This window comes from Aeromonas sp. 160P, from assembly GCF_055193095.1.
The window spans coordinates 3,917,874-3,939,149 of the sequence record NZ_JBUXKV010000001.1; the positions used below are offsets into that span (position 1 = coordinate 3,917,874).

At 55.6% G+C, this 21,276-nt stretch carries 22 protein-coding genes; 7 read left to right on the top strand and 15 right to left on the bottom strand.

Annotated features, from left to right (window positions below):
* The first annotated feature begins 48 nt into the window (after positions 1 to 48).
* From ACY8FN_RS18140 to ACY8FN_RS18165, 6 genes are all read left to right on the top strand, one after another.
* Complete coding sequence (locus ACY8FN_RS18140) at positions 49 to 687, top strand: TetR family transcriptional regulator (protein ID WP_463100816.1); 639 nt, start codon at positions 49 to 51, stop codon at positions 685 to 687.
* Between the two features lie 131 nt (positions 688 to 818).
* Complete coding sequence (locus tag ACY8FN_RS18145; protein ID WP_463100817.1) at positions 819 to 1,382, top strand: methyltransferase domain-containing protein; 564 nt, start codon at positions 819 to 821, stop codon at positions 1,380 to 1,382.
* A gap of 192 nt (positions 1,383 to 1,574) precedes the next feature.
* Positions 1,575 to 2,756 carry a dicarboxylate/amino acid:cation symporter gene (locus ACY8FN_RS18150; protein ID WP_068976677.1) on the top strand — a complete coding sequence of 394 codons (1,182 nt, stop codon included), beginning with the start codon at positions 1,575 to 1,577 and terminating at the stop codon, positions 2,754 to 2,756.
* A gap of 230 nt (positions 2,757 to 2,986) precedes the next feature.
* Positions 2,987 to 3,301: a DUF134 domain-containing protein gene (locus ACY8FN_RS18155; protein WP_463100818.1), complete on the top strand. Its 315-nt coding sequence runs from the start codon at positions 2,987 to 2,989 to the stop codon at positions 3,299 to 3,301.
* Positions 3,298 to 3,879: a NifB/NifX family molybdenum-iron cluster-binding protein gene (locus ACY8FN_RS18160; RefSeq protein ID WP_463100819.1), complete on the top strand. Its 582-nt coding sequence runs from the start codon at positions 3,298 to 3,300 to the stop codon at positions 3,877 to 3,879. The genes ACY8FN_RS18155 and ACY8FN_RS18160 overlap by 4 nt, the downstream gene beginning before the upstream one ends.
* A 42-nt stretch (positions 3,880 to 3,921) precedes the next feature.
* Positions 3,922 to 4,107 (top strand): hypothetical protein, encoded by a 186-nt coding sequence (locus ACY8FN_RS18165; protein WP_101319340.1) that lies wholly within the window; start codon positions 3,922 to 3,924, stop codon positions 4,105 to 4,107.
* A 205-nt stretch (positions 4,108 to 4,312) separates the two neighbouring features.
* On the opposite strand, the gene ACY8FN_RS18170 is transcribed toward ACY8FN_RS18165, so the two are convergent.
* Positions 4,313 to 5,428 carry an HD-GYP domain-containing protein gene (locus tag ACY8FN_RS18170; protein WP_463100820.1) on the bottom strand — a complete coding sequence of 372 codons (1,116 nt, stop codon included), beginning with the start codon at positions 5,426 to 5,428 and terminating at the stop codon, positions 4,313 to 4,315.
* A gap of 264 nt (positions 5,429 to 5,692) precedes the next feature.
* Between ACY8FN_RS18170 and rimO the strand changes: the two genes are divergently transcribed.
* The gene (gene rimO, locus ACY8FN_RS18175; protein ID WP_463100821.1) at positions 5,693 to 7,021 is read left to right on the top strand and encodes a 30S ribosomal protein S12 methylthiotransferase RimO; all 1,329 of its coding nucleotides are present in this window, start codon (positions 5,693 to 5,695) and stop codon (positions 7,019 to 7,021) included.
* 219 nt (positions 7,022 to 7,240) lie between these two features.
* Here rimO and ACY8FN_RS18180 read toward each other — a convergent pair whose 3' ends face one another.
* From ACY8FN_RS18180 to flhA, 14 genes are all read right to left on the bottom strand, one after another.
* Positions 7,241 to 7,627: a DUF2802 domain-containing protein gene (locus ACY8FN_RS18180; protein WP_098972595.1), complete on the bottom strand. Its 387-nt coding sequence runs from the start codon at positions 7,625 to 7,627 to the stop codon at positions 7,241 to 7,243.
* A gap of 19 nt (positions 7,628 to 7,646) precedes the next feature.
* Positions 7,647 to 8,135, bottom strand: coding sequence for a chemotaxis protein CheW (locus ACY8FN_RS18185; RefSeq protein ID WP_042020306.1), 489 nt, complete (start codon positions 8,133 to 8,135; stop codon positions 7,647 to 7,649).
* Positions 8,136 to 8,204: 69 nt separating this feature from the next.
* On the bottom strand, positions 8,205 to 9,071 hold the full coding sequence (locus ACY8FN_RS18190) for a chemotaxis protein CheW (RefSeq protein ID WP_463100822.1): 867 nt from the start codon (positions 9,069 to 9,071) through the stop codon (positions 8,205 to 8,207).
* Positions 9,068 to 9,862: a ParA family protein gene (locus ACY8FN_RS18195; RefSeq protein ID WP_463100823.1), complete on the bottom strand. Its 795-nt coding sequence runs from the start codon at positions 9,860 to 9,862 to the stop codon at positions 9,068 to 9,070. The genes ACY8FN_RS18190 and ACY8FN_RS18195 overlap by 4 nt, the downstream gene beginning before the upstream one ends.
* Before the next feature lie 4 nt (positions 9,863 to 9,866).
* Complete coding sequence (locus ACY8FN_RS18200) at positions 9,867 to 10,784, bottom strand: flagellar motor protein MotB (RefSeq protein ID WP_139692371.1); 918 nt, start codon at positions 10,782 to 10,784, stop codon at positions 9,867 to 9,869.
* A 2-nt stretch (positions 10,785 to 10,786) separates the two neighbouring features.
* The gene (locus ACY8FN_RS18205) at positions 10,787 to 11,524 is read right to left on the bottom strand and encodes a flagellar motor protein (RefSeq protein WP_162515848.1); all 738 of its coding nucleotides are present in this window, start codon (positions 11,522 to 11,524) and stop codon (positions 10,787 to 10,789) included.
* Positions 11,525 to 11,526: 2 nt separating this feature from the next.
* Positions 11,527 to 12,642, bottom strand: a complete 1,116-nt coding sequence (locus ACY8FN_RS18210; protein ID WP_139728381.1) for a protein-glutamate methylesterase/protein-glutamine glutaminase — start codon at positions 12,640 to 12,642, stop codon at positions 11,527 to 11,529.
* A gap of 32 nt (positions 12,643 to 12,674) precedes the next feature.
* Positions 12,675 to 14,852 carry a chemotaxis protein CheA gene (locus ACY8FN_RS18215; protein WP_463100824.1) on the bottom strand — a complete coding sequence of 726 codons (2,178 nt, stop codon included), beginning with the start codon at positions 14,850 to 14,852 and terminating at the stop codon, positions 12,675 to 12,677.
* A gap of 11 nt (positions 14,853 to 14,863) precedes the next feature.
* Positions 14,864 to 15,604 (bottom strand): protein phosphatase CheZ, encoded by a 741-nt coding sequence (locus tag ACY8FN_RS18220; RefSeq protein ID WP_101319331.1) that lies wholly within the window; start codon positions 15,602 to 15,604, stop codon positions 14,864 to 14,866.
* 12 nt (positions 15,605 to 15,616) lie between these two features.
* On the bottom strand, positions 15,617 to 15,988 hold the full coding sequence (cheY, locus tag ACY8FN_RS18225; protein WP_005298814.1) for a chemotaxis response regulator CheY: 372 nt from the start codon (positions 15,986 to 15,988) through the stop codon (positions 15,617 to 15,619).
* A gap of 123 nt (positions 15,989 to 16,111) precedes the next feature.
* Positions 16,112 to 16,831 (bottom strand): RNA polymerase sigma factor FliA, encoded by a 720-nt coding sequence (locus ACY8FN_RS18230; RefSeq protein ID WP_101324034.1) that lies wholly within the window; start codon positions 16,829 to 16,831, stop codon positions 16,112 to 16,114.
* Positions 16,824 to 17,708, bottom strand: coding sequence for a MinD/ParA family protein (locus tag ACY8FN_RS18235; RefSeq protein WP_042020291.1), 885 nt, complete (start codon positions 17,706 to 17,708; stop codon positions 16,824 to 16,826). The genes ACY8FN_RS18230 and ACY8FN_RS18235 overlap by 8 nt, the downstream gene beginning before the upstream one ends.
* Complete coding sequence (flhF, locus tag ACY8FN_RS18240; RefSeq protein WP_042020290.1) at positions 17,701 to 19,125, bottom strand: flagellar biosynthesis protein FlhF; 1,425 nt, start codon at positions 19,123 to 19,125, stop codon at positions 17,701 to 17,703. Before flhF ends, ACY8FN_RS18235 begins: the two co-directional genes overlap by 8 nt.
* A gap of 16 nt (positions 19,126 to 19,141) precedes the next feature.
* A complete protein-coding gene (flhA, locus tag ACY8FN_RS18245; RefSeq protein WP_101324033.1) occupies positions 19,142 to 21,244 on the bottom strand; it encodes a flagellar biosynthesis protein FlhA in 2,103 nt (700 codons plus the stop codon).
* Positions 21,245 to 21,276 lie beyond the last annotated feature (32 nt).

Sequence of the window (21,276 nt, forward strand, 5' to 3'; positions counted from 1 at the left end):
CATAAATGTATGTAAGTGACTTTTTGCTTACATGAGGCACAGATTTCAATGGCCAGACGAACCAAAGAAGAGGCGCAGCAGACCCGCGGCCATATCATGAACACGGCGCTGGATCTGTTCTGCTCTCAGGGCCTGGCCAAGACCAGCCTGACCGACATCGCCAGGGCGGCCGACCTGACCCGCGGAGCCATCTATTGGCACTTCAAGAACAAGGACGAGCTCTTCATTTCGCTCTGGGAAGAGCTCTGCAGCCCCCTCGCCCACCAGCTCGATGCCTGCCTCAATACCGATGAGCCGGATCCGCTGGGACAACTGCGTCTCTTCTTCGAAGGGGTGCTCCACAATTTCATCCACAATCCGGCCCAGCGGCAGATGTTCACCATCCTGTTCAATCTCGAATCGCTGGAAGGGGAAGCCATCTCATTGCGTGAACATATCCGCAGCCAGTCCGGCCACTTTTTTCAGGATCTGGAGACAACCCTGGCCAATGCGATACGACGGGGCCAGCTGCCTGCCAACCTCAATCTGCAGCGCGCCGCCACCCTGCTCCACTGCACCCTAGATGGCTACATCATCAACTGGCTCCACTTTCCGGGGCGGATCGACCTGCATGGCGAATCAGCCTTCCTGATAGAGAGCATGTTCACCATGCTGGCCCAGCCCAACGGGCCTGCCTGCGGCCGCTAACAGCAACCGGCAACCGGCAACCGGCAACCGGCAACCCCAATATTCCCCCATAAATTGGGGCCTGAGTGCGCACTTTGGCAGTCAGGCCCCGATTTGTTAAAGTGTGCCCCCCCCTGCTTGAGGTAACCCCTGTGCCGCACTCTGACGCCATCCCCGCTTCCCAACCATTGAACGACCAGCACGCCCACGCTCGGGCCACCTTTATGGCGCGCCTCAAACCCGGCGCTCACCTGCTCAATGGTCAATGCGGCACGGGGGAGGATCTGCGCTGGCTGCGTTCAGAAGGATGTGTGGTCACTGCCTGTGAAGAGGGGTTGGCCGACGCCAAAATCGCCTCGCAGCAATCCGGACAAGCGGTGCGGGTCGGCACCTTGGCGCGGATGCACTCGGTGCTCCCTTACGATGGCATCTGGCTGAGTCGCCCCCTTGATAGCGAAGCGGCCACCCTCGCCCCCCTGTTGCAACAGCTGGCGACCCTGCTCAAAGCGGGCGCCCCGCTCTGCTTCCCCCTGCAGCCAACCGGCGAGATGAGCCACGACCAGCTAACGCTGCATATGCTGCGACTGGTCACCACATCCGGGATACCGCTGCAACTGGCGCCGATGGAAACCGTATCTGCCAGCACACAGCCATACGCCAGTCAACACGCCAGCCACTACGTCATGTTGCTGCGTGGCGATCATCCGGCCATCTAACGGGCTAATTCATCACGAATTTTTCAGTTCAACGCCAAACCGACAGCCAGTCGGCGATCTTGGCTATCGACAATATTTAACTCGGCGTTAACGCAGCAAAGGCAGACATAACACGGTTTATGTGTTAGAAAGTGTGATTAATATCAAAATTTAATAACAAAACAGACAATACAACCAACTCCGGATTTCCTTATGAAACTTGTCCTGAAACTCATTGCTGGCATCCTTGCCGGTCTCTTGCTCGGTCTCTACGCCCCTGAGTGGGTGGCGCGCGTGCTGTTTACGGCCAAGACGGTGATAGGTCAGCTGATCACCTTCACCATTCCGCTCATCATTCTGTTCTTTATCATGAGCGGCATCGCCAGCCTGCCGAAAAACTCCGGCAAGCTGCTGGGCAAAACCGTGGCCCTCTCCTACTGCTCCACCATTCTGGCGGGGCTGTTCGCCTTTACCGTGGCGAGCCACCTGATCCCGCAGCTCACCACCGCGGCCGAGCCCACCACGGCCACGGCTATCAAGCTCGCCTCCTACGTCAATCTGGAGATCCCGCCGCTGTTTGGCGTGATGTCGGCACTGGCCGCCGCCTTCGTGTTCGGTATCGGCATCAGCGCCACCCAGGCCACCGATCTGCGCCGGGTCGCCGATCAGGGCCGTGACATCATCGACCGCCTGCTGGCCAAGGTGATCATCCCGCTGCTGCCGTTCTATATCGCTGGCGTCTTTGTCGAGATGACGGTAGAAGGCACCGTATTCGCCACCCTGAAAACCTTCGGTGTGGTGCTGGTGATGGCGATCCTGATGCACTGGATCTGGCTCTCGGTGCTGTTTATCGGCACCGGTCTGGCCCTTGGCCGCTCACCGGCCCAGCTCATCAAGAACATGCTGCCCGCCTACTTCACCGCGCTGGGGACCATGTCGAGCGCCGCCACCATTCCGGTCGCCCTGCAATCGAGCAAGAACAACGGGGTGAGTGACGGCATCGCCAACTTTACCGTGCCGCTGTGTGCCACCATTCACCTCTGCGGCTCCACCATCACCTTGGTGACCTGCGCCACCGCGGTGATGTTCCTCTCCGAGCATCTGGCCATTCCGGGCATCGAAACCATGCTGCCCTTCATCATGATGCTGGGGGTGATCATGATTGCCGCCCCGGGCGCCCCGGGTGGTGGCGTGATGTCGGCGCTGGGCCTGCTCACCTCCATGCTGGGCTTCGGTGAAGCGTCCATCGCCCTGATGATCGCCCTCTATCTGGCGCAAGACAGCTTCGGCACCGCCTGCAACGTCACCGGTGACGGCGTGATTGCCCTGTGGGCGGATCGCTTCGCCAACGGCAGCGAGAGCGCAGCCCCTGTGGCCGAGGCCGAACAGGCGTAAGCTCGCCGGGAAGGCGGCCGCCATCCGCTGTAAAAACCACAGGCCCGAACCATGTTCGGGCCTGTGTCGTTTCGGCCTCCTTCTCTTCCCGGTTCTTCTCTGTCTTTCTCTTCCCCCCTTTACCCCTCTCTCTGCCGTAAACAGCACTCGCGAAGCCCCCTGCACCCAACAAAATATTGGCATATGCCAGATACAGGCGTATAAATAGCATATGCCAATTAGGAGCCACCATGTCAAGACCCAAGATTGCCCGCCAGATCTGTGGCCGCCCCGCCAACAGCTGCTTCAAACCCAACGGCCGCCCCATGCATCAACTGGAGCAGGTCACGCTGGCCCCTGACGAGTTCGAGGCGCTGCGCCTCGTCGACCTTCAAGGAATGCAGCAGCAGGAGGCCGCCCTGGTGATGGGAGTCTCCCGTCAGACCCTGGCCAATATCCTGAAAAAAGGGCGCTACAAGGTGGTGGAGTGTCTGAGTCTGGGCAAGGCGTTGATGATGCAACCCGCCGGGCCCGACCACCAAGCCAGTGGAGAAGAGCCGACATGAATGCAGTAACAACCATAACCACCACCCCCTGCAACAGCGCCCTGATGCTGAGTCAGGGCATGCTAGCCGGGCACTTTACTCGTGCCGAGCAGTTGCAGATCCTGAGCCCCGAAGGGAGCGTCATCGCCACCCTTGCCAACCCGGCCGCCGCCGAAGGCTGTCACGGCAAGCAGGGATTGCTCGACGCCCTCGCCCATTATCAAGTGGGTCAGGTGGTGGTGCGCAATATCGGCGAACGGATGCTGGGGCGCCTGCTGGCGGCCAATATCCGGGTACTGCAGTGCCACTCTGCCCGCCTGCCGCTGCCCGCCCTGCTGGCCCCCGCCAATCTGCAACTACTCACCGAGGCCAGTCAGGGCCGCCCGTCTCGCCGTCATCAGAGCAAGTCGGCGATCCGTGCCATCCAGCCCGCTAGCGCGGGCCAGAGCCCTGCGCATTGCCATGGTGGCTGCAACAGTGGATCCGATCACTGTTGCGCCAGTGTTGGCAATCAGGCAGATAGCCCGCGGCAAGGCCATACTTGTTGCCACGGCAGTGAGGGCGCCAATCAACCGGGCGGTTGCTGTCATCAGCATTAATGCCATCACCGCGAATGCCATCACCAACAAGGAGCAGAGATCATGTCCATCTGGTTGTTGAGTCTGCTCGCCTCGTTCGTGCTGATCCTGGCCATGGGCACCATCATCTGGTGGCGCCAATACCGGTTGGCCCAGAAGCGGGCAGATAAAGAGGTGCGCCCCTGCGGCTGCTCCAGCGCCTGCGCGGATCATCTCTACCAAATCAACGAGCCGCCGCCCAAGCCATAAGCAGGCGGCTAATGGTGCGCTCAATGGCACGGCCACTGATACAAAACCAATAAGTAAAGGGGACGCCTGCTCGCGTCCCCTTTACTTAAAAGCAGCTGTTTATCACAGCTCGCCCTCAATCTACTTTTCCGACGGTAATCCCCCCGACAACCTTACCCACTCTGTTTTACGTTACCTGTTAGCCCGCACTCTTTACCAAGGTGAGTCAATCCTCCCCGGCACCGACTTCCGTTGAGGCAACCGGATCCTGGTACTGCAGATAGATGGCGTGAAAGGCGGCCTTGTTGTGCACTGCTGCTGCGACACAGACAGGATCAAACTGGCTACCGGCATGCTCCTCCAGATAGACAAACGCCGTCTCGAATGGCCAGGGCTGCTTGTAGGGACGCCCGCTAGCCAGGGCATCAAACACATCAGCCACAGCCACAATACGGGCCTCCAGCGGGATAGCCTCCCCCGCCAGCCCCTGCGGATAGCCAGTGCCGTCAAAGCGCTCATGATGAAAGGTGATGATATTGCTCAGCATGTCGGTGTGATGAATGCCATCGAGGCCAAACTCGTTGATCATCAGGCTGATCATCTCCCGCCCCTTGCCGGGATGGATCTTCATGGTCTCGAACTCTTCTGGCGTCAGCTTGCCCGGCTTGAGCAGGATGGCATCCGGCACCGCAATTTTGCCGATGTCGTGCAGCTCGGAGAAGAGATAGATAAACTCTACCTCCTCATCGCTCAGCCCACAGGTCGGGGCCAGCGTCTTGGCGATCAGCCTGGAATAAGCCGACATCCGGTGCAGATGGTTGGCGGTCTCCTCATCCCGATAACGACTGAACTCACGGGCAGTCGCCAGCACACCACCAAGGGTATGAATTGAACCAAACTCTACTGCGATGATGGCAGACAGCACCTGGGCATAGGCTGACAGCTCTCTGCGGATCGGCTCATCGAAATAACCCGGTTCTATTGCATCGCAAAACAGAAAACCAAACAGCTTGCTGTTGAACAGCAGTGGCTCGGTATAACTGGAGGCATAACCCGCTTCCAGCAGCTTGCGGCTGTGCTCCGATGCTGAGCCGCGCAGTGCATCCAGATTGCCGAGCACCCGGGGCTGCTTGTGCTCCGCCAGATAGCGCAGGGAGGGGACATCGCTCAGCTTCACCTCATACTGCACCAGCGGCGAGTGCCCCTCGGTGCTGTGGGCAAAGGTCTTGAGCTGATCCGTATGCTGGTCGTAAATCGCGATGGCCACCCGACCCAACTTGTCAAAGCGCTGCCTGAGCGTGGCGTGCAGATTCTGCACTCTCTCGTCAAATGAATGTTCCATCCCCATCTCCATCCGTGCAGCTTTGATAGGAGTATAGTGACCCCCATCCTGGCGGACCTGCCATATTAACCACGAAATCAATAGTAGTGGGGTGCACAGCAGGACTAATCCTCCTCACATCGCGCCATCATTGGCATTAGCCGGTACGATTTGACCTTATCGAAGATATTGTTCGGTTCTGCCATGCTGGCTGTATAGTTTTTGGTTAACCATTCCGGTAAAATTCGCGCCCTTAAAGAAGAGCCACCTAAGAGTGATTGAGCGATGTCCAACACAAAACAGGCCCCCAAAGTAGGATTCGTCTCCTTGGGTTGCCCCAAAAATCTGGTCGATTCAGAACGCATCCTGACCCAGCTGCGTACCGAAGGGTACGATGTGGTGCCCAGCTATGACGATGCCGAGCTGGTCGTCGTCAACACCTGCGGCTTTATCGACAGCGCGGTGCAAGAGTCGCTGGAAGCGATCGGTGAAGCGTTGGCCGAAAACGGCAAGGTGATTGTTACCGGTTGCCTCGGCGCCAAAGAGAACCAGATCCGCGAGATCCACCCCAAGGTGCTCGAGATTACTGGTCCCCACGCCTATGAAGAGGTGCTGAGCCACGTCCACAAATATGTGGCCAAGCCGGAGCACAACCCCTTCACCAGCCTGGTGCCCGCTCACGGTGTAAAACTGACTCCGCGCCACTACGCCTATCTGAAAATTTCCGAAGGCTGCAACCACCGCTGCACCTTCTGCATCATCCCCTCCATGCGCGGGGATCTGGTGAGCCGTCCCATCGGCGAAGTGCTGGCGGAAGCCAAGCGCCTGAAAGAGGCGGGCGTGAAGGAGATCCTGGTCATCTCCCAGGACACCTCCGCCTATGGCGTCGACGTCAAGCACCGCACCGGTTTCTACGACGGTATGCCGGTCAAGACCAGCATGTTCGCCCTGTGCGAAGAGCTGGCCAAACTCGATATCTGGGTGCGTCTGCACTACGTCTACCCCTACCCGCACGTGGATGACGTCATCCCTTTGATGCGCGATGGCAAGGTATTGCCCTACCTCGATATTCCGTTGCAGCACGCCAGTCCGCGCATCCTGAAGCTGATGAAGCGCCCGGGTACTGTCGAGCGCACTCTGGAGCGTATCCAGAAGTGGCGCGAGATCTGCCCCGAGATCACCCTGCGCTCTACCTTTATCGTCGGCTTCCCGGGCGAGACCGAGGAAGAGTTCCAGATGCTGCTGGACTTCATCGACAAGGCAGAGCTGGATCGCGTCGGCTGCTTCAAATACAGCCCGGTTGAAGGGGCGCTGGCCAATGAGCTGCCAGACCCGGTGCCAGCAGAGGTTCAGGAAGAGCGCTTCCAGCGATTTATGGAACTGCAACAGCAGGTCTCCATCCGCAAGCTGGCCCGCCGAGTCGGTAAAGAGATGATGGTACTTATCGACGAAGTTGACGAAGAGGGCGCAACCGGCCGATCCTTCGCTGACGCACCGGAAATAGACGGTCTGGTTTACCTCAACGGTGAAACCAGCCTAAAGCCTGGTGATATAGTCAAGGTGCGGATTGATGAATCTGACGAATACGATCTGTGGGCGAGCCTGATCAGTTAAGCCACTGGAAATATCAAAAAAGCGCCTGCGGGCGCTTTTTTATATTCTGATGTTGCACCATACAGCATGAGAAAAGTGCGGCGAACCAGTTAGCTACATTCACCATGCCACTCCAATACCACTACAGGTACTGCATCAATATCTCTGCACGTTTCTACACATACATGTGAACACAACCGGCCCAATAAAGTTCAGGAAGGCGATTGCCTTCCTGAATCCTCAAGAGCGACCTTTGCGCAACGATATCAAGAGCTCTGCTTCTGCCTTTGGCAACTCGCATTCACTCATGACCTCATCCAGATCAGCGCCCAGTTCGACCATCTTGGCTGCGCGACTGTAAAGCCGTCGCTCGGGATCTTGCATTGTCAGCTCTTGCTGACGATCATTGACCTGCTGCATTGTCCCTTCTACTGACTGCAAGCGCTGCCCCATGCCTATCGCCCCGGTATGAAGCTCCATCATCTGCTTGCGCAAGCTCTCCAGTTGACCCTGCAGGGTCGTCACGCTCGCCTCGGACTCCTGTTTGCTACGCTTGCTTTGGAACCAGATATAAAAAGCAAACAGCAAGGCAATCAGGGACAACCCCAAGGCAACTATCTCGATTATCAAAACATCACCTTATTCATCAGAGGGAACCGATATCTTCCCACTCTTCATCAGAGAGCAGCTTGTTCAAGTCAACCAGGATCAACAGTTGCCCATCACGGTTACTGACCCCCTGAATGAACTTGGCGCTCTCCTCGGTCCCGACAGCGGGTGCTGCATCAATTTCGGAGGAACGCAGATAAACAACTTCCGCCACACTGTCCACCATGATGCCGATGACCTGCTTTTCGGCCTCGATGATCACAATGCGAGAATTTTCACTGACATCACCGGATGGCAAGCCAAAACGGGAGCGCGTATCGATGACAGTCACCACATTGCCACGCAGGTTAATGATCCCTAGCACGTACTCGGGCGCACCAGGAACAGGCGCGATTTCGGTGTAGCGCAACACTTCCTGAACCTGCATCACATTGATGCCATAGGTTTCGTTTTCCAGTTGAAAGGTTACCCATTGCAGCACTTCATCTTCGGCCAGATTCTGTGCGATATTGCGCTTTCCTGTCATGTTTTTATTCCTTTTATGAAAATGTCTACTGCTAAAACTAGCAATAAAACAGCTCGATTGCAGAAGTTATCAGCGACCTTCTATGTTAACCCCACGCTCCAATAACAAGAGCAGTTCACGAACATGCAGCAGGGCGCACATTTTTTCTTTGACCATGCCAGCCAACCAGGGGCGCTTACCCTCCTGATGTCGCCACTTCACCTGGTCTCGGTGTAATAATTCGGTTCCTTTAAGATGATGGCAGGCTAATCCCCAAGGGGATTCACCGAGCATAATCAGATATTTGTAACTATCCATCTCCAGATGCTGGCCGGGCATGACCCACTGGGCTGTATCTACCACATTCATCTTCTGCTCGCGGGAAGTCATGAGCCCCTTATACCAAGCTGGTTGGCCGAAGAGGGAGGTGATCTCGCCCAACTGATGGATCCCGCCAAGTTCGGTCAGAGGAACAGCGAAAGTAACGCCAGCGACTTCAAAAAATAGCGCCTGAAACTCTTTGCCGGTATCGATATTCTCCCAGGCAACCGGAGCGCTAGCTTCTATCGGAGCTACCTCCAACACAGTCTCGGTCAGGATTGTGGTATGTGGTTCCACGATCGCAGGAGACATGATCTCTGCAGGCCATTCCTGTTCTACCGGTAACAATGACTCTTCAGCCACTATCTCCAGCGGAGCTGTAACTGTGACCTCATGCGTAAACAGATCATTTTCGAACTGAACTTGCCCAACCTGTGCAAGCAACTCCCCCAACTGGGCAAGACGCGGGTCATTCTCCAGATAGGGGGCCACCACCAGATCAGGTATGCTCTTGCGCTGCATCTGCAGTACTGGTGTCGGTGGCTCCTCCTCCACCTCATCCAGAGCCAGCGGCTCGTCGAGTAGCAAGGAGTGAAAATAGTCATCCATCGCCCGCACTTGAATGGTATCGCTCATGGCATTACCTCATGCATTCGCTGCCGCTCGAGGGAGTCGAGATAATTGAGCAGTGTCTCGTAGGCATAAGTCCCACGGCTCCCGGGAGAGTAAATGGACGGTGGAATATGTAGCAAGCTGGCATCGCGAAACTTGGTATCAATCGGGATCACTGCATTCCATACCGAGTCACCGTATTGATCCTTGATCGATTTCAAGGTCATCAGAGAGGCTCGAGTTCGTTTATCAAACATGGTCGGGATGACGGTATAACGAAACTTGTCCCGCTTGGAACGCTGCATAATCTCGAATGTTTTCATCATTCTTTCCAGCCCTTTCAGAGCCAGAAATTCGGTCTGGACAGGCACTAGAATGCGATCACAAGCGGCCAACGCATTGACCATCATCACCCCCAGTACCGGCGGGCAATCGATTAATACATAGTCGTACTGATCTTGAATCCGTAGCAGCGCTCGCTTGATAACCAGTCCCATCCCCTCCCGATTACCCATCACTCTATCGAGCGTGGCAAGGGTTATTGAGGCCGGTAATAGATGAATATGCTCGAACTGGGTTCTCAGTGTGAGTTTATTGACCAGCTCGGCGGTCGGTTTAACCGCTTGAAACAACTCATAGAGGGTGCCGTCCAGCCGATCCGAATCAAAGTCAAGATAAGCGGTCAGGGATGCATGAGGGTCAGTGTCTATCAACAGCACCCGTTGGCCACGTTGGGCCAGGATCCCGGCAATCGAGACCACTGTGGTGGTTTTACCCACTCCCCCCTTTTGGTTGGCAACCGTCCAAACAATCACGTTATCAATCCTGCCTTGTTGTTATGCGTATGCCACCACCGGGCAAGGAGATCACCTTGATCTTTCCCACATCCACTGCATTGTTCACTGCTGGTGCCGGTTCAGCAGCCACCGGGCTGACAACGGCAGGAGCAGGGGGCACCCAGGCAAACTTCGAAATAGCGACCACCACTTTGCGATTCTGTAACCGCCCCTGCTCGCTACCATTGTCTGCGAAGGGGGAAAACTCACCATACGCCTCGAAAGCCAGCCGCTGGGGGGCAATGCCATTTGTGACCAAGCCACTGAGCACAGCCTCTGCTCTCGCGGCAGAAAGCACCCAATTCGAGCGATAAATTTCATTATTAATCTGTTGGTTATCTGTATAGCCCCTGACTCTTACATAGTTATCGACCGGTTTTAAAATACTTGAAAGAGTATTAATGATGGGCGCTGCATTTGGTCCCATGAAGGCGCTACCGCTGCTAAACAGCAATCCGGAGCTCAGTTCTATGGTCAACCAGTTTTCATCTTGCGTCAGTTTGACTATCCCTGCGTCCACCAACGATCCCATGCTCTGTTGCAACTGTACATCGAGTGTGGCCAGAGTGGTGCCATCTTGTTGAATAGGGATACCAGAAATAGGGGCAAGTGAAGGGGCCTGCGCTGTAGGTCCGTCCAATAGCGAAGGTTCAGCAGAAACAGCATTGTTTAGCAGTGTATTGCCTTGGCCGTCCAACAAACCGGCGTTATGGGAGGGGACAACATTAAATGCCTGGCTCATGCCATCAATGACTGCACGATATTTGTCCTTATTTACTAGCGCCACGGAATAGAGCACCACAAAAAGAGCAAAGATCAGCGTCATATAATCGGCATAGGAGACCAACCAGCGATCAAGATGATCACCGCCCTGCAAGTGCAACCGATAGCGCTTACGCATGGTTACTCTCCCTTCAGATAGGCCCTGAGCCGACGTTCAACCTGCATACCATTCTCCCCATGAGCGATGGCCAACAGCCCTTCGAGAGTCATCTCCTGAAACAGTCCGTAATGGTAGTGAAAGGCGCGTAACCGGTTGGCGATGGGCAGATAAATCAGGTTGGCAAACCCCACACCATAAATGGTTGCTACAAATGCCACTGCGATACCAGCCCCCAAGACGGAAGGATCTTCCAGATGAAACATGGCCTGGATCAAGCCCAGCACGGCACCGATGATCCCGATGGTCGGACTGTATCCGCCCATTGACTCGAATACCCTGGCAGCATGCTCATTGCGCTCTTGTTCGATATCGATGTCTGCTTCGAGCAACATACGAATATCGTCGGTAGATACACCATCAACAATCATACCAAGCCCTTGACGGGTAAAGTTGTCCTCTTCCTGCTCGGCTTGGTTCTCAAGCGCCAGCAACCCCTGCTGGCGAGCGAAGACAGCCCAGGATTGCAGCCGCTCGGCTTGCACAGAAAGATCTTGTCGCGGGGGGGTAACAATCCATAACAGTTGCCGCAGAGCCAGCAGGATATATTTGGCGGGAGTCTGCAATATCACGGCGCCGAAGGTGCCGCCCAGCACAATCAGGAAGGCAGGGCCATCCACCAGAGTCAGCAGTGAGCCGCCATGCCACAGCTGGGCAATAGCCATAGCCCCCAACGCCAGGAGCAGACCAAGCAACCCCATGATTAGCGCCCCAACTCAACCAGAATACGCTGGGCCACTTTGTCCAGAGGAAGTGATTCGCTGGCAATACCCGCTTTGGCAACAGCCTGCGGCATGCCATACACCACGCAGGAAGCCTCATCCTGTGCCCAGATGGTAGAGCCCTGCTCTTTCAGCAGTCGAGCACCATCACGACCATCAGCCCCCATTCCCGTCAGCACTATGGCTAGCACCTTATCGCCATAGGTTTTGGCGGCAGAAGCAAAGGTGATATCCACGCAAGGCTTGTAGTTCACCTTATCATTGCCATCAATGATCCGGATGCGGGCACCGGCGCCACGTCCCTCTAGCAACATCTGCTTGCCACCGGGAGCCAGGTAGGCATGACCTGGTTTGAGCACATCACCATCCTCGGCTTCCTTGACGCCAATCTGGCACAGACCATTGAGCCGAGCAGCAAACGCAGCCGTGAAGGTCGCGGGCATATGCTGAATAAGCAGGATCGGATGAGGGAAATCCCCAGGCAACTTGGTCAGCACATTTTGCAGTGCCACAGGCCCACCGGTAGAAGTACCAATCGCCACCAGCTGGTATGTCTTGCCACTGCGCTTGAATGACGCTGTTGTAGCAGGGCGCAGCGAATCAGCTTGACGCTCCGTAGCCCTGGGCGCGGCACTACCCAATGGAGTGCGAGCAACAGGCTCCGGAGCTTTGGGACGAGCAGACGGAGCCATCAAGAAGCGCTTGCGGGAGATCTCCTTCACCCGCTGCTGCAACAATTTGACCGCCTCGTCCTTGTCTCTGGCGATGTCCTCAAACTTTTTGGGCAAAAAGTCGAGAGCTCCGGCATCCAGCGCATCAAGGGTTGATTTAGCCCCCTCATGGGTCAGGGAGGAGAACATCAGAATGGGTGTCGGACACTTTGCCATGATCTCCCGCACCGCACTGATGCCATCCATCACGGGCATCTCGATGTCCATGGTGATCACATCAGGGCGCAGCAAGATCGCCTTGTCCACCGCTTCCCGTCCATTCTGAGCCGTGTCGATCACCGTCAGCATAGGATCCTGATTGATGATTTCACTTACCCGACGGCGAAAGAAGCTCGAGTCGTCGACAACTAATACCTTGACTGCCATTGTTATTTTTCTAACTCCTTGGGCCTGAGCTATTAATGTCTACGCGCATATGCTTTGAGCAGACTCGGCACATCCAAAATCAGGGCAATCCCGCCATCACTGGTAATAGTTGCGCCAGCCATACCGGGCGTGCCTTGCAACAGGTTATCCAGGGGCTTGATCACTACCTCTTCCTGGCCAATCAGGCTATCGACGACAAAGCCAATTTGCTGAGTGCCGATCTGCACGATCACCACATGACCAGTATCCTGACGAGAGCGCTTGTTGGAGCCGCGGATCAACCATTTATGCAAATAAAAGAGCGGTATCGCCTTGTCACGCACAATGATGGTGAGTTGACCATCAACCATGTTGGCCTTTTTCAGATCCAGGTGAAAAATCTCGTTCACGCAGCCAAGAGGTAACGCAAAGGTCTGCTCACCCACTTCCACCATCAGGGTCGGCAGGATTGCCAGAGTCAGGGGAACCTTGATCTCAAGACGGGTGCCTTTACCCCAAGTTGAATCGATATGCACCGAACCGTTGAGGCTGACAATGCTGGTTTTTACCACGTCCATCCCGACACCACGGCCGGAGATGTCCGAGATCTCTGATTTTGTCGAAAAACCCGGAGCAAAAATCAGGTTGTAGGCATCATTGTCACTCATCCGAGCAGCACTATCTGCATCCAGTACACCACGATTGATGGCAATGGACTTGAGCTTCTCAGGATCCATTCCCGCCCCATCATCTTCGATGCAGAGCAGAATATGATCGCCTTGCTGGGAAGCACTCAGGGTAATAGTCCCCTGCCGAGGCTTGCCTGCCTTTTCGCGCACATCCGGCATTTCGACCCCGTGATCGCAAGAGTTGCGCACCAGGTGAACAAGCGGATCTGCCAGTGCTTCCACCAGGTTCTTATCCAGATCGGTCTCTTCACCGACCATGACCAACTCAATATCCTTTTTGAGAGTACGCGCCAGATCGCGCACCACGCGCGGGAAGCGACCAAATACCTTCTTGATTGGCTGCATGCGGGTTTTCATCACCGCACCTTGCAGGTCAGCAGTCACCACATCCAGATTGGCGACCGCCTTTGACATATCTTCATCGTTACTCGCAATCCCCAAGCTCACCAAGCGGTTACGCACCAGTACCAACTCACCCACCATGTTCATGATGACATCCAGGGTCTTGGTATCTACACGTACAGTGGTATCGCTTTGTACTGCATTTTCGGCGGGCGCGGCCTTGGCGACCGGGGCTGGCGCTTTTACGGGTGCCTCTACGGGTTTGGCAGGGGAAACGGGCGCCGGTTTACTGACCGGCACTGCAGGTGGGATAGGCGCGGCCTGCTTAGGTGGTGCCGGTGGCGTAACCGCAACGGGAGGCTGTGCAGCAGCCATTGTGGTTTGAGGTGCCTGACCACGACCATGCAACTCATCAAGCAGACGTTCGAACTCATCATCATCGATCAGTGCATCAACCTCTTTTTGCACCGATGCCAATGGATTAACCTCTGGCGCCCCAATATGTGCGCCTTGACCATGGAGCTGATCCAAGAGTGCTTCAAACTCATCATCAGTAATATCACCGGTACCACCGGCAACAGGAGCCGATACCGCAGCAACCGGAGTTGGCGCGCCTCCGGCACCATGCAACTCATCCAGCAGACGTTCAAATTCATCCGCTGAAATTTCATCGATAGAGCCACCGCCATTAACAGGCAAGGGTTCAGCGATCACCTCTAGCTCGACAGCCGCTTCGACGATCTCCGCTGATCCAGTGCTCTCGGCTGGCGAACTATTATTCGCCGAAGCAGTTAGCAACTGCTCCTCGCCCTCTGGCTTGCAGAGTTCATGTAAGTCATGCAGGACTTCAGCAGAAGCGGGGCTTGGCGGTTCGCGGTTTTGAACCTGGGCGAACATGACGTTGATGGCATCCAGCGCTTGCAGGATTACATCCATCAACTCAGCGGTGACTGAACGTTTACCATTGCGCAAGATATCGAACACGTTCTCCGCGCCGTGGCATACGTCAACCAGTTCACCCAACGACAGAAAGCCTGCTCCACCTTTTACGGTATGGAAACCACGAAAGATGGCATTTAACAGGTTCTTGTCATCAGGCCGCTTTTCCAAGTCGACCAGTTGTTCAGACAACTGTTCCAATATTTCGGATGCTTCGACCAGAAAGTCTTGCAGTATGTCTTCATCAACTTCGAAGGCCATGCGTCACTCCATTAGAATCCCAGGCTAGACAGCAGATCGTCCACATCATCCTGACCATTAACCACATCGGCACGCGTCTCAGGGTTCATGATGGGGCCTTCTGCTTCAATCCCGTTAACAGGAAGGCTGCGAGTTGAATGCTCTGCAGAGGCTTCACCACACATGGTCAGCATTTCAATTAATTTTGTTTCAACTTCCTGAACCAGTTTGATGACCTTGCGGATCATCTGACCAGTCAAATCCTGAAAATCTTGCGCCATCAGGATCTCTGTCAGCAGTTGTCTTAATTTATCGGCATCTGTGGCTGAAGCCTTAATAAAATCATCGAGTTGGTGACATAACGCTTTGAACTGTCCCAGGCTCATGTCGCGGGACATCAACGCATTCCAGTTCGGCAGCACCAGCTGAATATTGTCATTAAGGCGATCCGCTATCGGCAGACTCGCTTCCACTGCATCCATGGTTCGGTTAGCAGCCTTGTCCGTCATATCTATAACGTAGCTGAGGCGTTCCCGCGCATCAGGGATCTCATGCGTAGCCAAATCGGGAATACGGGGGTCGAGACGAAATTCTTGCAGTGAATTATGTAGTTGTCGGGTCAGCTGACCTACTTTGTCAAACAGATCGGCTGCGTTGGGGGCACACACATCGGCAAGCAGTTCATCGGCCAGCTCAAATTCATCCTGTTCTAAATGAGCAACAAGCATCCTTGCCTGGTCGAGCGAAATCATTGCTCTCGTTTTGGCCATCATCCCTGCAGCTCCTTAGCCGATACGTTCAAAAATTTTATCGAGCTTTTCTTTGAGCGTTGCTGCGGTGAAAGGCTTGACGATGTAACCGTTAACGCCAGCCTGTGCGGCTTCGATGATCTGCTCACGCTTGGCTTCCGCCGTGACCATCAGTACCGGCAAATGCTTGAGCTTGTCATCAACGCGAATGGCCTTAAGCAGGTCAATCCCTTGCATGCCGGGCATATTCCAGTCGGTAACCACAAACTGAAAATCACCGTTTTTCAGCATCGGCAACGCTGTATTGCCATCGTCCGCTTCATGGGTATTGTTGAACCCCAAGTCGCGCAGCAAGTTCTTGATAATCCGGCGCATCGTTGAAAAATCGTCAACAATGAGGATTTTCATGTTCTTGTCCAAAATTCCCTCCTAAATAGCCACCAGAGTGGCTCACTTACATGATGCTAAAGACGGGTTGTGTCGTGCGGATTATGCCCTAGAGTTTCATCTCAGTGTAGCCAGTACAAACACTTATAGATGCCAATCTCTCAAACGAGCACGTAATCTGTGCATTGCCTGGCTGTGGATCTGGCTGACACGGGACTCACTCACGTTCAAAACGTCGCCAATCTCGCGTAAATTTAGCTCTTCATCGTAGTAAAGAGAGAGAACCAACGCTTCTCTCTCGGGTAAGCGACCAATTTGCTCAGATAATGCAATTTGAAATCGCTCCGCTGCCAATTCATCAAATCCGGTGCCTGCAGGCCCATCATCAGGGTGCCCGATCACATCCTCACTGATCCCCAGATCTTCGATACCGATAATCTTGCCGCATGAGACATCCTGCAGCATGGCGTGATAGTCATTGATGGAGACCCCCATCTGGACCGCCACTTCGGTATCCCGAGCATCCCGTCCATGAGCCTGTTCGACATTCTCGATAGCCTCGGCAATAGCGCGACTGTTGCGATGGACAGAGCGCGGCACCCAGTCGCCACGACGAATTTCATCGAGCATGGAGCCACGGATGCGGATCCCGGCGTAGGTTTCGAAGCTGGCGCCCTTGCTACCGTCAAAATTGCGAGAAGCTTCGAGTAACCCAATCATACCTGCCTGGATCAGGTCATCCAGCAAGACACTGCTGGGCAGGCGAGCCAACAAATGCTGGGCAATTCGCTTGACCAGAGGAGCATGGCGCTCCACCAGCACATAGGAATCCTGATGACGCAAGTACGCTTGGGCTTTATTCACGGGAACCTTCCTGTGTCGTGGCCGGTTTTTGCAACAAGTTTTCCAGGAAAAACTCCAGGTGACCACCTGGCTGGTTTGGCACCGGCCAGCTCGCCGCCTTGTTGGCCAGCGCCCTAAATGCCAGCGCAGCCGGCGACTTGGGAAACGCTTCAACAATCAGTTTCTGTTTACGTACTGCCGCACGTAAATTCGTGTCGTAAGGCACGCAGGCAACCAGCTCCAGGGAGGTGTCGAGGAAGCGGTCTGTCACCCTGGTCAACTTGGCAAAGAGCTCCTGCCCTTCACGCAGGCTACGCACCATGTTGGCCACAACTTTAAAGCGAAACACGCCGTGATCCTTGGAGAGGATCTTGATCAGGGCATAGGCATCGGTAATAGAGGTCGGCTCATCACACACCACCACCATGATGTCCTGAGCGGCACGGGTGAAACTCAGCACCATGTCGGAGATCCCCGCCGCCGTATCCACCATCAGGATATCGACCTGGGTCTTCATCTCGCTGAACGCCCTGATAAGCTCGGCATGCTGCACTGACGAGAGCTCCACCATCGATTGGGTGCCCGAGGTCGCGGGTACAATCATCATGCCATAAGGGCCTTCGACAATGATGTCATCTATGGTGCATTCGCCAGCCAGTACATGAGAGAGGTTACGATGAACCCGTAGCCCCAGCATGACGTCGACGTTGGCCAACCCCAAGTCAGCATCCAGCACTAGCACCCGTTTACCTTGGGCCGCCATGGCTCCCGCCACGTTCAGGGTCACGTTGGTCTTGCCCACGCCACCCTTGCCACCGGACACGGCGATTACTTTTACTCGATTGTTTTGACGCATTTTGCGCAGACCACTCGCCTGATCCATATGTATGTTACTCATAAAACTCCGAATCTTCGGCCTCGCCAAAGCCTGCGCCCCAGAAATAGGGCTCTTCTGTTTCTCGCTCCAGCGAGCCCATGGCCGCTCCGACGAGCTGCGCCGCATTGGCAACCTGAATATCTTCCGGAACCCTTTGCCCGTCAGTGATATAGCTGATTGGCAAGGCATTCTGGATACACACGTTTATCACTTCGCCCAGGTTCAGACTCTCGTCCAATTTGGTAAGTATGCAGCCGCTCAATGGGATCCGCCGGAAATGGTCCACCGCTTCCTGCATCACCCGACGCTGGGAGGTCGCAGACATCACCAGATAGCTGCGGATCCGTACCTTGGCATTCTTGACCAGGGTATCGAGCTGCTCGGTCAAGCGGATATCCCGCTGGCCAACCCCGGCCGTATCGATGAGCACCAGACGCCGATGACGGAACTGATAGAGTGCGGTAGCCAGCTCTTCGGCATCACGCACCTGCCGCACCGGGCAACCCATGATCCGACCATAGGTCTGCAACTGTTCATGGGCACCGATCCGGTAGTTGTCGGTGGTGATCAGCGCCACCTGCTCGGCGCCATACTTCATGGCAAAACGTGCCGCCAGCTTGGCGATGGTGGTGGTCTTGCCTACCCCGGTCGGGCCTAGCAGCGCCACCGCCCCCCCCTGACGTAAAATCTCGTCTTCACTGATCTTGAGCTGACCCGTCAATACCTCTGCCAGCTGTGCCATGGCCTGGTGGATGGACATATCCTCGGGGATAAGCCCCGCCAGTTGATCGGCAAACGCATCATCAAAGCCCATCTTCTTGAGTTCTTTGATCAGCAATGCCCGCATTGGCTCACGGCGCTCTACCTCTTGCCACATCAGCCCGGAAATCTGGTGTTCCAGCAACTTTCGGATGCTGGCCATCTCCTTGCGCATCCCTTCCATCTCTTGTTCGCGAGGTGCTGGCTGCGCGGGCCGCCCCAGCGTTGCAGCCCGGGCTTTTGGCTTGGCGGGCTCAGGGGCTGCGCCCCACTGCCCCTGTTCGGCCAATGTTCTGGGCGCGGTATTGGCTGCCGCCAGGCCAGCTGACTGAGTGCTGCTCATGGCGGCAGCGTTGCCCGGCTTGAGCTTTTGCTGGCGAGCCAGCAATGCGGCCAGGGTATCGGCATAATGTTCGTTCTGCTCCTTCGCCTGAGTCGGTTCAGGGCGAGTCATCTGCCGTCCGGCAGACGAAATATTGACGCTCTCGTCATTCAGTTGACGGCGAACCGGCGCATCTTTAGGCCCCGGGACCTGGGATTGATAATCGACTGCGGCGACTATCTCGACCCCACCGGTGACCTTCTTGTTGGACATGATCACCGCATCTGGCCCGAGAGTCTCCTTGACCTCGGCCAGAGCCGTTCGCATGTCCTTGGCAAAAAACCGCTTAATCTTCACCCGTCATCTCCGCTAACTAGTTCTGCCCTACTGCGCTGACGATGCGAATCTGCTTGTCGTCGGGCACTTCCTGATAAGACAGAACGCGCAATCCAGGAATGGCATTCTTGACAAATTTCGCCAAGGTATTACGCAAGATCCCCGATGTCAGAAGCACGGCTGGCTGGCCTTCCAGTTCTTGTCGTTGCGTGGCTTCCACCAGTGATCGCTGCATCCGCTCGGCCAGGCCAGGTTCAATACCGGCACCATCACCGCCACCTGCCTGCAGAGATTGATGCAATATACGTTCCAATTCCGGCGCCAAGGTAATCACCGGCAACTCGGGATCAGGGCCGGCAATCTCCTGCACAATCAGGCGGCGCAGGGCAATCCGGCAGGCCGCTGTAAGCACTTCCGGATCCGGGCTGCGCGGCGCGTATTCAACCAGGGTCTGCAGGATAGTGCGCATATCGCGGATTGGCACGCCTTCATTGAGCAAATTCTGCAATACCTTCACAAGGTTACCCATGCTAATCACTTCCGGCACCAACCCTTCCACCAGCTTGCTCTGGTGTTTGCCAATCATATCGAGCAGCTGTTGTACCTCATCATGACCCAGCAACAAAGCCGCATGGTTGGTGAGGATCTGGCTCATATGGGTTGCCACTACAGTGGCAGTATCCACGACTGTATAACCCAGTGTCTGTGCCTGGGACACCTGATCTTTGGCAACCCAGACCGCTTCCAGTCCAAAGGCGGGATCCTTGGTGGCAATCCCCTGCAGCTGACCAAACACCTGACCCGGATTGATAGCCATCTCTTTGTCATGGTAAACATTGGCCTCGCCGGTGCTGACCCCCATCAAGGTGATGCGGTACTGGTTAGGCGCCAGATCCAGGTTGTCGCGAATATGCACGGCCGGCACCAGAAATCCCAACTCTTGCGAGAGCTTCTTGCGCACCCCTTTGATCCGGTTGAGCAATTCCCCACCCTGGTTGCGATCCACCAGCGGGATCAGCTGATAACCCACTTCAAGGCCAATGATATCGACCGGCATCACATCGTCCCAGCTCAGCTCTTTCTGCTCATGAGGCTGTTCGTTGGTAGCAGGCATCAGCTCACCCTTGGCGACTTTGGCCGCTGCCAGCTTCTCGCGGCGCAACAACCACCAGGCGCCTGCTGCAGATACCGCCCCCAACCCCAAAAATGCCAAGTGAGGCATACCCGGCACCAGACCCATCATCAGCAGAATGCCGGCAGAGATAATCAGTGCTTTGGGATTGTCAAACAACTGACCCAGCACCGCAGTGCCCATATCCTGATCGGTATTTTGCCGGGTCACTATGATGGCGGCGGCGATAGAGAGCAACAGCGAGGGGATCTGCGCCACCAGGCCATCACCGATGGCCAGCAAGGTGTAAATCTCTGCCGATTCCGCGAAGGTCAGCTGGTGCTGCATCATCCCGATGATGAAGCCGCCGATGATGTTGATAAAGAGGATCATGATGCCCGCGATGACATCCCCTTTGACAAACTTGGAGGCACCATCCATCGAGCCGTAGAAGTCGGCCTCCTGCGTGACCTCTTGCCGACGCTTCCTGGCTTCTTCCTGATTGATGAGCCCGGCGTTCAAGTCGGCATCGATGGCCATCTGCTTGCCCGGCATCGCATCCAGGGTGAACCGGGCGCTCACCTCCGCGATCCGCCCCGCACCCTTGGTAATGACCACAAAGTTGATGATGATCAGGATGGTAAAGACGATGATACCGACCGCATAGTTACCACCGATCACCACCTTACCGAACGCCTCGATCACATGGCCCGCCGCCGCGGTGCCATTATGACCTTCCAGCAACACCACCCGGGTTGACGCAACGTTAAGCGCCAACCGCAGCAGGGTGGCGAGCAGTAACACGGTGGGAAAGGCGGCAAATTCGAGGGGACGGCGGGTGTAAACGGCGACCAGCAACACCACAATGGAGAGCGCAATGTTGAACGAGAAGAGCACATCCAGCATCAAAGGTGGAATGGGCAACACCACCATACCCAAGGCGGCCAGTACCAGTAACGGAGTACCGAACCCGGTGGTCAGTAACCCTCTGTACTCTTTCAAGCGGCCCAAAGATGCCTTGAATTCCATCGTCTTTCTCAATTTCAACGTGCTGGTGTCAG

Bases quoted from the DNA above. Each gene is read 5' to 3' on its own strand.
- ACY8FN_RS18155 (WP_463100818.1), top strand. From the start codon at position 2,987: ATGTCAAGACCCAAGATTGCCCGCCAGATCTGTGGCCGCCCCGCCAAC.
- ACY8FN_RS18165 (WP_101319340.1), top strand. From the start codon at position 3,922: ATGTCCATCTGGTTGTTGAGTCTGCTCGCCTCGTTCGTGCTGATCCTG.
- rimO (WP_463100821.1), top strand. From the start codon at position 5,693: ATGTCCAACACAAAACAGGCCCCCAAAGTAGGATTCGTCTCCTTGGGT.
- ACY8FN_RS18150 (WP_068976677.1), top strand. From the start codon at position 1,575: ATGAAACTTGTCCTGAAACTCATTGCTGGCATCCTTGCCGGTCTCTTG.
- flhA (WP_101324033.1), bottom strand. From the start codon at position 21,244: ATGGAATTCAAGGCATCTTTGGGCCGCTTGAAAGAGTACAGAGGGTTA.
- ACY8FN_RS18190 (WP_463100822.1), bottom strand. From the start codon at position 9,071: ATGAGCGATACCATTCAAGTGCGGGCGATGGATGACTATTTTCACTCC.
- ACY8FN_RS18235 (WP_042020291.1), bottom strand. From the start codon at position 17,708: ATGAGTAACATACATATGGATCAGGCGAGTGGTCTGCGCAAAATGCGT.
- ACY8FN_RS18170 (WP_463100820.1), bottom strand. From the start codon at position 5,428: ATGGAACATTCATTTGACGAGAGAGTGCAGAATCTGCACGCCACGCTC.
- ACY8FN_RS18160 (WP_463100819.1), top strand. From the start codon at position 3,298: ATGAATGCAGTAACAACCATAACCACCACCCCCTGCAACAGCGCCCTG.
- ACY8FN_RS18215 (WP_463100824.1), bottom strand. From the start codon at position 14,852: ATGGCCTTCGAAGTTGATGAAGACATACTGCAAGACTTTCTGGTCGAA.
- ACY8FN_RS18205 (WP_162515848.1), bottom strand. From the start codon at position 11,524: ATGGGGTTGCTTGGTCTGCTCCTGGCGTTGGGGGCTATGGCTATTGCC.
- ACY8FN_RS18220 (WP_101319331.1), bottom strand. From the start codon at position 15,604: ATGATGGCCAAAACGAGAGCAATGATTTCGCTCGACCAGGCAAGGATG.
- ACY8FN_RS18140 (WP_463100816.1), top strand. From the start codon at position 49: ATGGCCAGACGAACCAAAGAAGAGGCGCAGCAGACCCGCGGCCATATC.
- ACY8FN_RS18210 (WP_139728381.1), bottom strand. From the start codon at position 12,642: ATGGCAGTCAAGGTATTAGTTGTCGACGACTCGAGCTTCTTTCGCCGT.
- cheY (WP_005298814.1), bottom strand. From the start codon at position 15,988: ATGAAAATCCTCATTGTTGACGATTTTTCAACGATGCGCCGGATTATC.
- ACY8FN_RS18185 (WP_042020306.1), bottom strand. From the start codon at position 8,135: ATGACAGGAAAGCGCAATATCGCACAGAATCTGGCCGAAGATGAAGTG.
- ACY8FN_RS18200 (WP_139692371.1), bottom strand. From the start codon at position 10,784: ATGCGTAAGCGCTATCGGTTGCACTTGCAGGGCGGTGATCATCTTGAT.